10 protein-coding genes are annotated in these 14997 nt (G+C 72.9%); 7 read left to right on the plus strand and 3 right to left on the minus strand.

The window, feature by feature from the left end:
• Nucleotides 1-35: 35 nt before the first annotated feature.
• A complete protein-coding gene (locus IEZ00_RS12670) occupies nt 36-2267 on the plus strand; it encodes a DUF8189 domain-containing protein (RefSeq protein WP_189223425.1) in 2232 nt (743 codons plus the stop codon).
• Complete coding sequence (locus IEZ00_RS12675) at nt 2264-4006, plus strand: AfsR/SARP family transcriptional regulator (RefSeq protein WP_189223426.1); 1743 nt, start codon at nt 2264-2266, stop codon at nt 4004-4006. The genes IEZ00_RS12670 and IEZ00_RS12675 overlap by 4 nt, the downstream gene beginning before the upstream one ends.
• Before the next feature lie 60 nt (nt 4007-4066).
• Here the strand turns inward: IEZ00_RS12675 and IEZ00_RS12680 are convergent, their stop codons facing one another.
• Nucleotides 4067-7321 (minus strand): sialidase family protein, encoded by a 3255-nt coding sequence (locus IEZ00_RS12680; RefSeq protein WP_229795707.1) that lies wholly within the window; start codon nt 7319-7321, stop codon nt 4067-4069.
• Nucleotides 7322-7524: 203 nt separating this feature from the next.
• Here IEZ00_RS12680 and IEZ00_RS12685 point away from each other — a divergent pair, with 203 nt between their 5' ends.
• Nucleotides 7525-8781, plus strand: a complete 1257-nt coding sequence (locus IEZ00_RS12685; RefSeq protein ID WP_268248699.1) for a helix-turn-helix domain-containing protein — start codon at nt 7525-7527, stop codon at nt 8779-8781.
• Nucleotides 8782-8877: 96 nt separating this feature from the next.
• Here IEZ00_RS12685 and IEZ00_RS12690 read toward each other — a convergent pair whose 3' ends face one another.
• Nucleotides 8878-10104: a helix-turn-helix domain-containing protein gene (locus tag IEZ00_RS12690; protein ID WP_189223429.1), complete on the minus strand. Its 1227-nt coding sequence runs from the start codon at nt 10102-10104 to the stop codon at nt 8878-8880.
• A 151-nt stretch (nt 10105-10255) separates the two neighbouring features.
• On the opposite strand from IEZ00_RS12690, the gene IEZ00_RS12695 reads away from it, so the two are divergent.
• The gene (locus IEZ00_RS12695; protein ID WP_189223430.1) at nt 10256-10558 is read left to right on the plus strand and encodes a hypothetical protein; all 303 of its coding nucleotides are present in this window, start codon (nt 10256-10258) and stop codon (nt 10556-10558) included.
• Here IEZ00_RS12695 and IEZ00_RS12700 read toward each other — a convergent pair whose 3' ends face one another.
• Nucleotides 10559-11749 carry an MFS transporter gene (locus IEZ00_RS12700; RefSeq protein ID WP_189223431.1) on the minus strand — a complete coding sequence of 397 codons (1191 nt, stop codon included), beginning with the start codon at nt 11747-11749 and terminating at the stop codon, nt 10559-10561. It lies immediately after the preceding gene.
• 102 nt (nt 11750-11851) lie between these two features.
• On the opposite strand from IEZ00_RS12700, the gene IEZ00_RS12705 reads away from it, so the two are divergent.
• From IEZ00_RS12705 to IEZ00_RS12715, 3 genes are all read left to right on the plus strand, one after another.
• Entirely contained in the window at nt 11852-12550 is a 699-nt protein-coding gene (locus IEZ00_RS12705; protein ID WP_189223432.1) for an ArsR/SmtB family transcription factor, read from the plus strand.
• Nucleotides 12551-12785: 235 nt separating this feature from the next.
• A complete protein-coding gene (locus IEZ00_RS12710) occupies nt 12786-13028 on the plus strand; it encodes an acyl carrier protein (protein ID WP_189223433.1) in 243 nt (80 codons plus the stop codon).
• A 233-nt stretch (nt 13029-13261) separates the two neighbouring features.
• A partial coding sequence (locus tag IEZ00_RS12715) for a HAMP domain-containing protein (protein ID WP_229795711.1) occupies nt 13262-14997 on the plus strand: 1736 nt, incomplete at its 3' end.

The following is a 14997-nucleotide window of genomic DNA, read 5'->3' on the forward strand; positions in this document are numbered from 1 at the left end:
GAGCTGCGCGAGCCAGCTCGGTCGAGGAGAGTGAAGTGTTCAGAAGAACAACGATGGCGCTGGCGGCCCTGCTGCTGGTGACCACCCTGCCGCAGGCGCCCGCCGCGCTGGCGGACGCCGCGGGCGGCGGCGGCGACTACGTGCCGCTGCCCGCGGCCCCGGCTGTGCTGGACACCCGGTCCGGCGTGGGCGGGGTGACCGGGGAGCGGGGCGCGGCCAGCACGACCGCGTTCCCGGTGCTGGGCGTGGGCGGGGTGCCCACCTCCGGTGTGGGGTCGGTGGTGGTGCGGATCACGCTGATGAACCCCACCGAGTCGACCTTCGCCGAGCTGTGGCCCGACGGCGCGGCCCGGCCGACGCTGACCCACATCTCGGCGGTCAAGGGCGAGACCATCTCCAACTTCGCCGTGGTGCAGGTCGGCGCCAACGGCAAGCTGGCCGTCTACAACGCCTCCGGCAAGGTGGACATCGGCGTCGAGGTGCACGGCTACTTCAAGAGCAGCCAGGGCACCACCGGCGGCGGGTTCGTCCCGGTGGCGCACACCAGGGTCGTCGACACCCGTGAAGGTCTGGGCACCACGACCGGCACGATCGCCTCGGACGCGAACCGGACCGTGACGCTGGCGGGCGGCCTGGTCCCGGTCGGCGCCGCGGCGGTCGTGGTCAACCTGCTGGTGCCGGGCGCGAGCGCGGGGGGCTGGCTGAACGCGGGCGCGTCCAGCACCCGGCCGGTGTTCAACTACGCGGCCGGGTCCACCCAGTCGCAGGCGATCATCCCGCTGTCCGCCGACGGCAAGGTGGTCTTCCGCAACAACGGCTCCGCCGCGGTCAACCTCAGCGTCACCGTGCAGGGCTACTTCACCGCCAACGCCAGCCAGGGCGCGGGCTACCGACCGGTGGCCAAGCGGCTGCTCAACACCCGCACGGCGGGCGCGGGCCTGCCGGTGGCCGCCAACGGCACGATCGACGTCCAGGTGGGCGGCACCAACGGCCTGCCGACCCGCGGCATCGCGGGCGCGGCGGTGAACGTGGTCGTCACGCCCGCGGAGGCGGGCTACCTCAAGGCGTGGCCGGTCGGCCAGGCCGAGCCGTCGGTCAGCGTGATGGACTTCAAGGCGGACTCCTGGCGCGACAACATGATCGTGCTCAAGCCCGGCACCGACGGCAAGATCCGCCTCCGCAACGGCAGTTCCGGCACCGCGCACGTGGTCGTGGACCTGCTGGGCTGGTTCGCCGACCCGCTGCCGACGCTGGAGATCGCGAAGAACACCCGGATGGCGGCGTTGCAGCTGCCGCCCGTCGAGGGGGCGTTGACGGGCAAGATCTGGCACGCCTACGTGGACAACTCGGGTCGCGTGGTGGCGGGCCTGCAGGAGAACCCCGACGTCGTGGGCGCCGTGCGGTGGCAGGTGCTCTCGGGCAACGAGGCGTTCACCGGTCAGCCCACCCTGGTGCGGCTGTCCGACGGCCGCGTGCGGATCACCGCGCAGCACACCGACGGCGACCTGCGGTCGATCACCCAGACCGCGCTGGACGCGGTGAGCTGGGGCGCGTGGGCGGACCTGGGCGGCTCGATGGCGTCGCCGCCGAAGACCGCGCTGGTCGCCGGGACCGCGGTGCACTTCGCGGTGGACGCCGACGGCAAGCTGTGGGCCCACGCGCAGACCGGTTCGGTGCCGTACTGGCGCAACCTGGGCGACCAGGACCTCACCGGCTCGCTGGAGGTGGTCGCGGTGCGCAGCGGCGTTCAGGTGTTCGGCCTGACCACCGCGGGGTCGATCAAGGTGATCCAGTACTACGACGACGGTTCCGTCTCGGCGTGGGCCGACCTGGGCGGCGTCGGCCTCAACAGCGCTCCGTCCGTCGTGGTGCGCCCCGGCTACTCGGCGCAGGTGTTCGTCCGCGACGCGGGCGGTGCGATCGTGAGCAAGCTCCAGGACGGCAGCGGCGCGTGGCCTGCGGACTGGACGCCGGTCGGTGCGCTGACCTCCGCGGGTGCGCCCGCCGCGATCCTGGACCCGGCGCTCGGCCGCGTCGCGGTCGTGGTGCGCGGAACCGACGGGGAGGCGCACGGCATCTGGGAGACGGCCACGGCCAGCAACGAGTGGGGTTCGGTGTACGACATGTCCGGCCCGAACCCGGACCCGGTGGCGACCGACCCGTTCGCCTTGGCGTACCGCAACTCCAACACCTCGGAGCTGCTGTTCTCCTACCTCAACGCCAACGGCGCGATGAGGTTCTACGGGCGGGAGATCCCGACGTCGTGACCGAACCGGAACGGCCGGGGGCCGCGCGGTCCCCGGTCCGCTTCCGCGTGCTGGGCCCGGTCGCCGCGGACGGCGCGACCGGGCCCCTGCGCGTGGGCGGACCGAAGCGCCGGGGCCTGCTGGCGGTGTTGTTGCTGCACGCCAACCGGGAGGTCGCCGACGAGCGGCTGTGCGCGCTGCTGTGGGGCGACCACCCGCCCGCCAACGCGCGCGGCCAGCTCCAGGTCTACGTGTCGGGTCTGCGCGGACTGCTGGGCAAGGCGGCCGTGGTCCGCGAGTCGCGCGGCTACCGGCTGGTGGTGGCACCCGGCGAGCTGGACCTGGAGGTGTTCACCGGGCTGGTCGGGCGCGGTGTCGAGGAGTTGGCGCGCGGTCGGGCCGCTGCGGCGTCGGAGGCGTTGCGCGAGGCGCTGGCGCTGTGGCGCGGCCCCGCGCTGGGCGGTGTGCCGGAGTCGCTGGTGGCGCGCGAGGGACCGGCGCTGCAGGAGCGGCGGGTCGTCGCGTTCGAGCACTTCGCCGAGGCGCAGTTGGCGTTGGGCGGGCACGCCGGGGTGATCGGCGAGCTGACCGCGCTGGTGCGCGAGCACCCGCTGCGGGAGCGGCTGACGTGGCAGCTGATGGTGGCGCTGTCCCGTGCGGGCCGCGTGCCCGAGGCGTTGGCGGCTTATGACGCGTTCCGCCGCGGGTTGGCCGTCGAGCAGGGGTTGGACCCCGGTGACGCCCTGGTCGGGCTGCACCGGAGCATCCTCCAGGGGCGGGAGGCGGGGCCGCGACCCGCTGAGCTGCCGCACGACGTTCCCGGTTTCGCGGGGCGGGAGCGGGAGCTGGCCGAGCTGACCGGCTGGTTGGAGGAGTGGGAGCGCGCGGGCGGGGTGCGGGTGTGCGTGGTCAGCGGGATGCCCGGTGTGGGCAAGTCGGCGCTGGCGGTGCACTGGGCGCATCGGGTGCGCGACCGCTTTCCCGACGGTCAGCTGTATCTGGACCTGCGCGATCCCGGTGACCCGGTGGCGCGGCTGCTGCGCACCGTGGAGCCGCACGGGCGGGGAACGGGGGAGCCGGACCGGCGCTACCGGACGGCGGTGGCGGATCGGCGGTTCCTGCTGCTGCTCGACCACGCCGAGGACGCCGCGCAGGTGCGGCGGTTGTTGCCGGGTGGGTCGGCGGTGGTCGTGGTGACCAGCAGGAACCGGCTCGGCGACCTGGTGGTCCGCGATGGTGCTCGGGCGTTGCCGCTGGACGTGCTGGCGGTCGGGGATTCGCTGGAGGTGTTGGGGGAGCGGGGGGCGGCGGCGGAGGAGTTGGCGGAGTTGTGCGGCCACCTGCCGCTGGCGCTGCGGATCGCCGCCGCCGACCCCGGTGGTGCCGCCCGGTGGTTGGCCGAGACTCCCCCGGATCGGGTGCTGGACCGGTTGGTCGTGGGCGGGGAGTCGGTGGCCGGGGCGTTCGCCGGGTGGTTCGCCGCGTTGCCCGCCGAGTTGCGCGACGTGGCGTTGCGGTGGGCTCCGCTGCCGGTGTCGGAGTTCAGCGCGCGCACCGCCGCGGCGGTGGCCGGGTGCCCGGTGTTCGACGCCGGGACCGCCCTGCGGGCGTTGGCCGGGGCCTGCCTGCTGGCGCAGCCCCGGCCCGGCCGGTACCGCTGGCACCCGCTGGTCCGCCGCTTCCTCGCCCGGACCCGCGAGTCGAACGCCGGGGTGGCGCGAGTCGAACGCCGGGGTGGCGCGAGTTCCGCGTTCGGGTAGGGCTCGGGTTGCCCAGGCGTTGAACTCGGGCAACCCGAGCGTTCGACTCGCGAGGACGTGTCAGCCCGCGTTGTCCAGCGGCAGTCGGACCGCGGTGACGGGACCGAAGTCGGTTCCCCGGCGCAGCGCGGTCAGCTCGACGTCGGTCAGGGCCCTGCGGTGGATCGTGAAGTCGTCGAGCAGGCCCTTGAACCGGTTGGTGCCGTCGGGTTTCGCGCCGAGCCGGAAGCCGTCCACCGCGAAGGTGTCGCCGTAGGTCAGCGAGCCCGACACGGCCGCGCTGCCCAACTGGGCGCCGTCCACCAGCAGCGCCACCGAGTCGCCGGAGCGGCGCAGGGTCACGTGGTGCCAGGTCCCGTCACCGAACGCGACCGCCGTCGACTGGTCCGGTGCGGACACCTCGGCGACGCCTGCGTCGGTCTGCACGTAGGCGTGCAGCCGGTCCCTGCCCGGCTGGGCGCGCAGCCAGAGGTTGCGCTCGGTGGACCCGGAGCCGTAGGCCCAGAACAGCACCTGGTCGGCGGTCGTGCTCGTGGCGCGGTACTGCACCCACGCGGACGTGGTGAAGTCGCCGGACCCCAGCGCGGTGCTCGGCGCGTACGGCAGCCGCACGGCGTCGTCCACGCCGTCGAACGACAGCGCGCCGCCCACCTTCCCGGTGACCACGGCCGGGTCGCCCAGCGCCGCCGCGCGCACGCAGTGCGCCGAGGCGTCCGGGGTGCTGGGCCCGGTGACCGGGTCCACCATGTCGTGCGACTGGGTCCGCTGGCCGTCGAACGTCCACCACACCGCGGGCAGGTCGCCGGGGAACCGGCCCGCCGCGGCCTGCGCCAGCTCGGTGGCGGTCAACGCGCGGTGGTAGAGCCGGAAGTCGTCCAACGCCCCCTGCAGCACGTCGGTGCCGCCCATCTTGGACCCCGCGCGCAACCCGCTGATGGTGTCCTGCTCCGCGGTCACCGAACCGGTCAGGCCGGTGACCGAGGCGGGCGTGCCGCCGTCGACGCTGAGCCGCACGGTGCCGCCCTCGCGGGACAGCGCCATCAGGTGCCACCCGCCGTCGCCGAACGCGGTGCGCGACGCCGAGGTGTCCGGCAGGGCGACGGAGACCTGGGCGGTGTCGGTCTGCACCCACGCGTAGAGGCGGTCCTGCCCCGGCTGGGCCCGCACCCACAGCGACCGCTTGCCCGAGGTCGTCCCGTAGGCCCACACCAGCGCCTGGTTCGGGCTGCTCGCCGTGGCGCTGTAGCGGAACCAGGTGGCGAAGGTGAAGTCCCCCGAGCCGAGGTCGAGCGCGGGGGAGAAGGGCGTCTCCACACCGGGGTGCGCCGCGTTCACCTGGATCGCGGACGAGGACTTGCCCTCCACCGGCGACTGGAGCCCGCCCAGCAGGGTCGCCGTGGCGCAGTGGCCGGACACGTCGTCGGTGATCGGCGTGGCCGTCCGGCTCGGCACGGTCGCCGTGTCGACCGACTGGAACGCCAGCCGCAGCACGCCCGTCGGCCCGTAGCCGCCGCGCACCGAGGTCAGCTCCTCGACGCTCAGCGCCCTGCGGAACAGCCGGAAGTCCTTGAGCCTGCCCGCGAAGCTGTCGCTGGCGCCCGCGTCCTGCTTGGCGCCGAGGCGGATGCCGCCGACGCCGCTGTTCACCGGGCCCACCACGCCGGTGGCGCTCGCGGTCACGCCGTCCACGGTCAGCTCGACCCTGCTCCCGGCGCGCGTCAAGGACAGGTGGTGCCAGGCCCCGTCGCCGAACGCGACCCGCGCCGCGGTGTCCGGGAGCGAGACCGACGCGCCGCCACCGCTGCCCTGCACCCACGCGGTCAGCTGGTCGTTCGCGGGCTGCGCGCGCAGCCACACCTGCGGCTGACCGGAACCGACGCCGTAGGCCCACAGCAGCGCCTGGTTGGGGCTGCTCGCCGTGGCGCTGTAGCGGAACCGGGTGGTGAAGGTGAAGTCGTCCGCGCCGGGGTCCAGGGTGTGCGAGTGCGGGACGTCTGCGTGATCGCCCGCGCCGTCGAGCAGCAGTCCGTCGTCCAGCGCCGCGTTCCCGACCAGGTAGGCGTCGTTGGCCTCGGGCGAGCTGTCCGGCGTGGTCGGGCCCGCCGGGGTGGACGGCTGCGCCGACGGCGTGCCGCGGGTGGTCCCCGGCAGACCCAGCTGGCCCGGCGTGAAGCGGGTGAAGCGGATCTCGTCGGCGGAGAACGCCACGCCGCCCTCGTAGAGCACCCCGATCTCGCCGCCCGCCAACTCCGCCAGGTCGGAGTAGCCCGAGCGGTCGTTGGTGACCAGACCGCTCGCCGGGCTGAGCCAGGTGTTGCCGCGGTCGGTGGAGTAGCGGATCTTGAGGTGCTCGCGGTCGTTCGGGTCGGAGGGGCCGGAGAACACCAGCACGTCGCCGGGGGTGGACCGGTAGGTCCGCTGGAGCGCCAGCACCGAGCCCTGCACGGTCGGCGTCACCAGCGAGGGCACGGTGGTGAAGGAGGGCATCGTGGTGCCGCCGTCGAGGCTGACCGCCTTGGCCCGGTGGTTGCCGTCGGTGACCTCGTTGCGCGCGAGGGCGTAGACCGCGCCGTCGGGCAGCTCCGCCACGGCGATCTCACCGGGGCTGAGCTGGCCCTCCACGTAGGAGTTGGGCACCGTGCTGGCACGCCAGGTGTCGCCACCGTCGTCGCTGTAGAGCACGCCCGCCAGCACGGTGCCGTTCCTGGGCTTCTGGTGCGCCCCGACGACCAGCCGCCCGGCGTGCTCGCCGTGCTGGAGCTGGATGCCGTGCGCGGGCCCGGTGGCGAACCAGCCGTCGTTGGTCCCGTCGAAGCTCGCGCCCAGCGGACGGGCGGTGCTCCAGGTCAGGCCGTCGTCGTCGCTGTGCTGCACCCACGGCAGCCGCTGTCCGCCGGGCACGGCCTCGTTGGAGGTGGTCACCAGCACGACCCGGCCGGTGCGCCGGTCCACCACGGGCACGGCGTTGCCCCTGGTGAACGGCGCGTTCGGGTCGTCGGGGGTGCCGGAGAGGACCACCCGGATGGGCCCCCACGTGCGGCCGTCGTTGGTGGACCGCCGCACCACCAGGTCGATGTCGCCGCGGTCGGCGCAGGACGGCGACTTGCGCGCTTCCGAGAACGCCAGCAGGCTGCCCGCGGCGGTGCGCACCAGCACGGGGATGCGGAAGCACCCGTAGCCGTTGGTGCCCGTGCGGAACAGCACCTGCTGGGTGCCGACCAGCGAGGTGGACGGTGAGACACCGCTGGCCGCGGCGACCGGTGGCGGTAGCAGGCCCACGACCAGGGCCAGCAGGACGAGGTGGGCGAATCGCATCACGGCGCCAACGTAGGGAGCCGCGCTTTACCGCCGCTGAACTTCCGCTTCCACCGCCCCTCAACGTCTGCAAGTACTACCCGACGTGCTCCTCGGGGCCGGTAACCACTACCCGACCACTCGAACGCGCGGCTTGCGGCGTGGACGGACTCGATCGTGTTCGGGCCGGGCCGGCTACCCTCGGCAGCAGCCGGGAGGTGCCGATGAACGTCGCAGAAGGCTCACGATCCGAGCCGACCCCGCCCGAGATCGGTGAACGCGTGCGGACCATCCGGAGGCGCCGCGGCCTCGGGCTCGACACCGCCGCCGGGCTGGCCGGGATCACGAAGTCGTACCTGTCCATGCTCGAACGCGGTCAGCGCTGGTTCGAGCGGCGGGGTCTGCTGGAGGACATCGCCCGCGCGCTGGGCTGCTCCGTCGCAGACCTGACCGGCCAGCCGTACTTGCCCGGTGACCGCGTGGCCGCTGAGGCGCTGACCGCGCTGCCGGAAATCTCCGTAGCCCTGTACGACGCCACTTTGGACGATGTTCCGGACTTGCCCGCCCGGCCGCTGCACGAGTTGGCGGGGCTGGCGGCTCAGGCGAACGAGCACACCGCGCACAGCCGCTACGCGGCAGCCGGACGAGGCTTGGGTTCACTGCTGACCGACCTGCACGTCCACGTCGTGACCGGCGAGGACCGCCGAGCCGCGCTCATCGCCCTGGTGGAGACCTGCCTAGTGGCCTGTGGTGTCGCCCGCAGCCTCGGCAACGCGGACCTGGCGGTCACCGCCGCCGCCCGTGCGCAGGAGGCTGCCCGCAGGGTGGAGTCCCCGGCACTGCAGGGGTTCACAGCCATGGCGGCTACCGGGGTGTTGAGCAGGCTGGGCGCTCGGCACCGGGCCGAGCGGATCGCCCGCACCGCCCTGGAGCACCTCGTGGACGTGGCCGACCCGACCGCGTCGGACACCGCGGCGGCGGAAGCGGCCGGCATGTTGCACCTGTCGTCGGCGCAGCTGGCCGCCAAGTCCGGACGCGCGGCGGACGCGGCGGCGCACCTCGCGGAGGCGGTCGAACTGGCGCGACGGACGGGGGAGCGGAACGCGCTGTGGTTCAGCTTCGGCCCGGCGAACGTGCGGGCGTGGGCGCTGTCCGTGGCCGTGGAATCCGGACGCGGCCCGGTCGAGGCCGAGCGGGTCGAGGCCACTCCTGGTTACGCCGATGCCCTCACCGCCGCCGACCGGCGTGCCGCGCTGCACTTCGACCTCGCCCGAGCCCACTGCCAGGCGGGCGGCTCGCGGGACGCGGCGGCGCTGCGGCACCTGGACACCGCCGACCGGATCGCGCCGCAACGCATCCGACACGACCCGGTGGCCCGCGAACTGCTGATCGAGCTCGATCAGCGCGCCCGCGTGCGCACGTGGGAGCTGAAGTCGCTGAAGAGTCGGCTCGGTGTGGGTTCACATTCTGTGAACAGTTGATCGTCAAAGCCGACCGTTGAGGTCGACGCCGACACCGCACCGACGGCCAGGAAGCGCGAACGCTCGGCTCGCGGTGTCCGAACGCGCGACTCGCGCTCAGCGGGCGTGGTGGATCTCGCGCAGTTGGGCCAGGTATGCCTCGGCCTCGGTCTCGCCGGAGAACCGGCTGCTCAGGACAGCGGCTAGGTCCTGGGAAACCATCGCCAACGATGGCAACGACTTCCGCTGCCCGGTGAGCGCCTGCCGCCCGAAGGCCACGGCGCCCTCCAGGTCGCCTTCGCGTGCCGCGGCGACACCGAGAGTGATCCGGGCTTCCGCGATCCGCATGGGCGAGCGTTCGAAGCCGTTGAAGTCGGTGCCCCCTCGGATCACCTCGTTCGCCAGCGCACTGGCCAGCCGGTCGCCCCCGACGTGGCGGTAGCAGTCCATCGCGTAGAAGTCGAACTTCGACGGGTCGACCACGAAGTGGTTGTCGACGTTGTCCGGGTAGGGCAGCGAGTCCAGCAGCACTCTGCCACGCTCCAAGGCGTCCTCCATCTCGGCCGGACGGCCCATGCGCGCCCACGCCTTGGCCTCCTGCGCCAGCAGTTGGACGCCGACCGAGTGCCCGCCCGACACGGCTCGCCCCGCTCGCGCCGCCGCGACGGCTCCCCGGTGATCGCCGGAGGTGAGGGCGAACCACGCCCTCATCTCGTGCGCCCACCCGAGCACGCCTGCGCTGCCGACCTCCTGCCCAAGGGAGAGGGCTGCCTGCCGGGTCGCTTCGGCGGACCGGCGGTCGCCCGTGTCGTACTCCAGGCAGCCGACCAGCAGCGCCAGCCACCCGGCCAGCTCCAGCGTGTCCCGCCGCTGCCGGAAGCCGAGGCGCTGTTCCTGCAGGTCGACGATGCGTCGCAGCCACTCGCGCCCTTCGACGAGCAGCTCGTCCGGATGGCGGTGCGCGTACTCGGAGCAGAGCCGGTCGACCGTGATCCGCAGCGCCTGCACCGTGGCCTCGTCCACCGACGAGGCCCGCAACCGCGACACGATCTCCATCGTGTCCATGCCGGTCACGCCGAGGATTTCCGCTCGCGCGCGGTGTTCGGGCGGGAACAGGGCGGTCGTGACGGTGTGCAGCGCGGCGGCGATGAGCGGTGCGTAGTGGGGGCTCGGCTTGTTCTCGCCGCGTTCCCACGCCTTCCACCGCCGCAGCAGGTGATCGGGGTCGGGGAGCGCGGCGCGGCTGTGCTCGCGCATCCGCTCGGCGGCTTCTGCCTGCGACCACCCCCTGGCTTCGCGGAGCGCTCGGATGCGCCGGGCCCAGCTCGGAATCCCGTCGCCCATCGGTCCACCTCCTGGTGTCGAACCGCCCTTCGCCGAGTGTGGCAGCAGGCCGGGGTGCTGCGGGGGTGACACGGCCGCGTCACCACTTTCGACACCTGCGGCAGCACTGCGGTCGCGAGCCGGGTGCACCGAAACCCGGAGCATGGACATGATGACCGCGCAGGCCGAGCAGGAGCAGTTGTGGGATGAGGCCGGTTTCGCCGGGTTCCTGAAGGGCTTGGCCGCCGATGACGCGCCCAGGTTGTTCGCCATCGCCCACGAGTACGGCGAGCGCCGTGACGGTTGGATCGCCGCTTACGGCATGGCGTTCCACGACCGGGCCGAGGTCTTCTCCGTCGAAGGCGGCTTCCACACCCGCGCCGCGAGCCCGGAGAGCGCGCTGACCACCTTCGCTCGGGCGGTGGACGGGGACGTGAAGCTCCACCTGATCTGGCTCGACGGGCCGGAGTCCTGATCAGCGGGTGCGCACCGCCCACCGGGTCAACGCGGGCACCGCCGCGCCTGCGGCCAGGAACACGGCCGCGGCCAGCACCCACCCGCCCGCGCCGAGGCCGGCCAGCCCCACCGTGAAGAAGCTCGGCGCGAGCATCTGCGCGGTGGCCGTGGCCGCCTCGGTCGCCCCTTGGTAGGCGCCGTGGGCGTGCGGTCGCATGAGGGAGATCGACAGCCGCCACCCGGCGGCGACGTAGCCCAGTTCGCCCGCCAGGTGCAGCAGGGCCGCGATCAGGACGATCCCCACGCCGACACCCGTGCCGGTGGAACCGGTCACCGCCAGCAGCAGGCAGCTCGCCGCCAGAGCAACCCCCGCGCCGACGGCCGTGCGCGCGGCGCGGGTGGTCGAGGTGGCGAGCCGGGTGGCCGCGACCTGGAGCGCCGCGATGCCGACCGAGCTGAGCACCACCACGGCTCCGCTGAGCGACAGCGGCAGCCCGGTCGCGGCGATCCACAGCGGCAGTCCGGTCGACAGCATCGCCCAGCACAGCGACAGCACCGCGGTCACGGCGGTGACCGCCAGGTAGGGCAGGTCGCGCAGGGCCGTCCGCGCGCTGGGGCGGCGGACTGCGACACCGGGTGACGGCAGGCTGACCGTCACCGCGGCCAGCACCAGGAAGCTGACCGCGTTGCCCGCGATGGACAGGTGGTAGACACCGGGCTGGTCGACGGAGAGCACCAGCGCGCCCAGCCCGGCGCCCGCGGCGTAGCCGACGTGCTGGGCGACCCGCTGCCGGGCCAGCACGGCGACCCGTTCGTCGTCATCGGACACCAGAGCTGACACCAGGGCGGTGCGGGCGGCGTTGCCGCCGTTGGCCAGCGCCACGAACGCCACCGTGACGACCAGGAAGGCCCAAGTGCTGTCCACCAGCAGGTAGCAGGCCATCGCGACCGCGCGCACGCCGGTGATCGCCACCAGGACGCGGCGCGGGTCCAGGCGGTCGGCCAGCGCGCCCAGCGGGACGGCCGCCAGCAGCCCGCAGGCGCCCGCCACCGTCATCCCCACGCCCACCACGACCGGCGGGAACCCGGCCACACGGGTGAAGTACAGCGCCCAGGTGGTGAACCACAGGCCGTCGCCCAGCGCGGACACCCCGCGTCCCCACATGAGGCGGCGCTGCCACCCCGCCGCCCGTTCCAGCACGACGACCATCGGAAACCACCCTTCAGGAAGACGTGAATGGTCACTGTAGGGGCGCACGGGATCTGCCGCAATAACAGTTCAGGCAGGCTTGAAAGGTGCTAGCCTGACGACGTGGCGGGATGGATCGACCCGGAGAACCGGGTGCTCGCGAAGGCCACCGCGCTGGCGGGCGAGCTGGCCGACCCGGTGCGGCTGACCGCCTTGCAGCTGCTGGCCGCGGAGGGGCCGCACACGCTCACCCAGCTGGCCGACGCGATCGGGGTGTCCGCCTCCCGGCTGGGCAACCACCTGGGGCGGCTGCGCGCGAGCGGCCTGGTCGCCGTCGAGCGCTCCGGCAGGCACGCGCTGTACCGGGTGGCCGACGCGGGCCTGTCGGGCGTGCTGGCGGCGCTGTCCCGCTACGCCGGTGCCGACGCGGCCGTCGACCGCGAGCCCTCGCCCGCCGACATCGCCCACACCTGCTACGACCACGCCGCGGGCAGGTTGGGCGTCGTCGTGTTCAGCACCCTGGTCGAGCGCGGCGCGCTCCGGCCGCCCGACGGCCGTGGTGACGAGGTGGCGCTGGGGCCGGACCCGACGGCGTTCGCGGAGCTGGGCGTCGACCCGGACGCGGTGGCGGCGGGCAGGCGCAAGCGGGCCACGGCGTGCCTGGACCGCACGCACCGCCTGCCGCACTTGGGCGGGGCGCTGGGCAGCGCGGTGCTGGACGCCCTGCTGGAGCGCGGCCTGGTGCGCAGGCGACCGGAGGGCCGCGTGCTGGACGTGCTCGACGCGGGCGAGCTGACCCGCCTGCTGCCCGCCTTCGGCTGACCCGCTCCGCGTCGGCAAGTACTACCCGACCCCTGGGAGGGGGCAGATAACTACTACCCGCCCCGGACGTTCATGAGACGGGTAGTAGTTACGCGCTCGACGAAGCGGCACGGGTAGTACTTGCTGACGCGGGTGGGGTGTTCACCGGAAGTGGGCGGGGTCAGTGCGCTTGAGACGGAAATCCGCGGGTACTACGCACGGTGACCGATGACCTCATCGACGACGAGGAGGAGACATGGCCACCGGTGAGACCGGCTTCGACGACGTCAGCTTCGACCTGATCTCGGTGCAGTACCACTCGCTCAAGGCCGGGCACGACTACGGCCAGTACGTGCGTGACGCCGAGAACGCGGGCAGGCAGGACATCGCCGACTTCTTCCGCCGCGTCATGGAGGAGGACTCCGCGCGGGCGAAGCAGTGCCACGAGTTCCTCCGCGAGCTGTCCGGGAGCGAGGAGTCCGGCCCCGCCCTCACCTGACGGCGACCTCGACGGCAGCCCGGCACCGGCCCCGGTGCCGGGCTGCCGTCGTGCCCGCACACCCCCGTTCGGGCCCCTCGCTCCTGTACCTGCGGTCTCCGCTGTCCCTCGGACGACTGACATGTGTGTAATTTGGTCGCGGTGCACCGCCGCCTGAAGAAGCCGGGCGCGGTGGTGGTGTCGGCTTTCACGCGCGATCGCGCGACAAGCGGAACGAGGGTGACGTGGGCGACGTGACGGTGGAAGCCGATCGTCGGGTGGGACGGGGCAGAGCGGCGGCGGTGGACCAGCCGGAGCTGAGGCAGCTGCTGGCCGGGCTGACCGCGGTGCGCGACGGCGACTTCGGCACCCGGCTGCCCGATGACGCCGATGGCCTGCTCGGCGAGATCGCGACCGTGTTCAACGGCATGGTGGACCAGCTGTCGCTGTTCACCTCCGAGGTCACCCGCGTGGCGCGCGAGGTGGGCACCGAGGGGCGGCTGGGCGGCCAGGCCGAGGTGCCCGGCGTGTCCGGCACCTGGGCCGACCTGACCGACTCGGTCAACGCCATGGCGGGCAACCTGACCAGCCAGGTGCGCGACATCGCCCAGGTGGCCACGGCGGTGGCCCGCGGCGACCTGTCGCAGAAGATCGACGTGGACGCGCGCGGCGAGATCCTGGAGCTGAAGGAGACCGTCAACACGATGGTCGACCAGCTGTCCTCCTTCGCCGACGAGGTGACGCGCGTGGCGCGCGAGGTGGGCAGCGAGGGGCGGCTGGGTGGCCAGGCGCAGGTGCCCGGCGTTGGCGGCGTCTGGCGCGACCTGACCGACTCGGTGAACTTCATGGCGGGCAACCTCACCGACCAGGTGCGCAACATCGCCCAGGTGACCACCGCCGTGGCGCGGGGTGATCTGAGTCAGAAGATCACGGTCACCGCTCGTGGTGAGATCTTGGAGTTGAAGAACACCATCAACACGATGGTGGATCAGCTGTCGTCGTTCGCCGACGAGGTGACCCGTGTCTCGCGCGAGGTGGGCACGGAAGGCGCGCTGGGTGGTCAGGCGGACGTCAAGGGCGTCTCCGGCATGTGGCGCGACCTGACCGACTCGGTGAACTTCATGGCGGGCAACCTGACCGCGCAGGTGCGCTCCATCGCCCAGGTGGCCACCGCGGTGGCGCGGGGTGATCTGAGTCAGAAGATCACGGTCACCGCTCGTGGTGAGATCTTGGAGTTGAAGAACACCATCAACACGATGGTGGATCAGCTGTCGTCGTTCGCCGACGAGGTCACGCGCGTGTCCCGCGAGGTGGGCACCGAGGGCAGGCTGGGTGGTCAGGCGGACGTCAAGGGCGTCTCCGGCACCTGGAAGGACCTCACCGAGTCGGTCAACGTCATGGCCGACAACCTCACCGCCCAGGTGCGCTCCATCGCCCAGGTGACCACCGCCGTGGCACGGGGCGATTTGAGCCAGAAGATCCGGGTCGACGCGCGCGGTGAGATCCTGGAGCTGAAGGAGACCATCAACACGATGGTCGACCAGCTCTCCGCCTTCGCCGACGAGGTCACCCGCGTGTCCCGCGAGGTGGGCACCGAGGGCAACCTGGGCGGCCAGGCCACCGTGCGCGGCGTGTCGGGCACGTGGAAGGACCTGACCGACAACGTCAACGTCATGGCGTCCAACCTGACCAGCCAGGTGCGCTCCATCGCGCAGGTGGCGACGGCGGTGGCGCGCGGCGACCTGTCGCAGAAGATCACCGTCGAGGCCAAGGGCGAGGTCGCCGCGCTCGCGGGTGTGATCAACACCATGGTGGACACCCTGTCGGCGTTCGCCGACGAGGTCACCCGCGTGGCCCGCGAGGTGGGCACCGAGGGCATCCTGGGCGGCCAGGCGCGCGTGCCGAACGTGGCGGGCACGTGGAAGGACCTGACCGACAACGTCAACTCGATGGCGAACAACCTGACCAACCAGGTGCGCAACATCGCCCA

The organism is Saccharothrix coeruleofusca (genome assembly GCF_014648515.1).
Taxonomy (GTDB): domain Bacteria; phylum Actinomycetota; class Actinomycetes; order Mycobacteriales; family Pseudonocardiaceae; genus Actinosynnema; species Actinosynnema coeruleofuscum.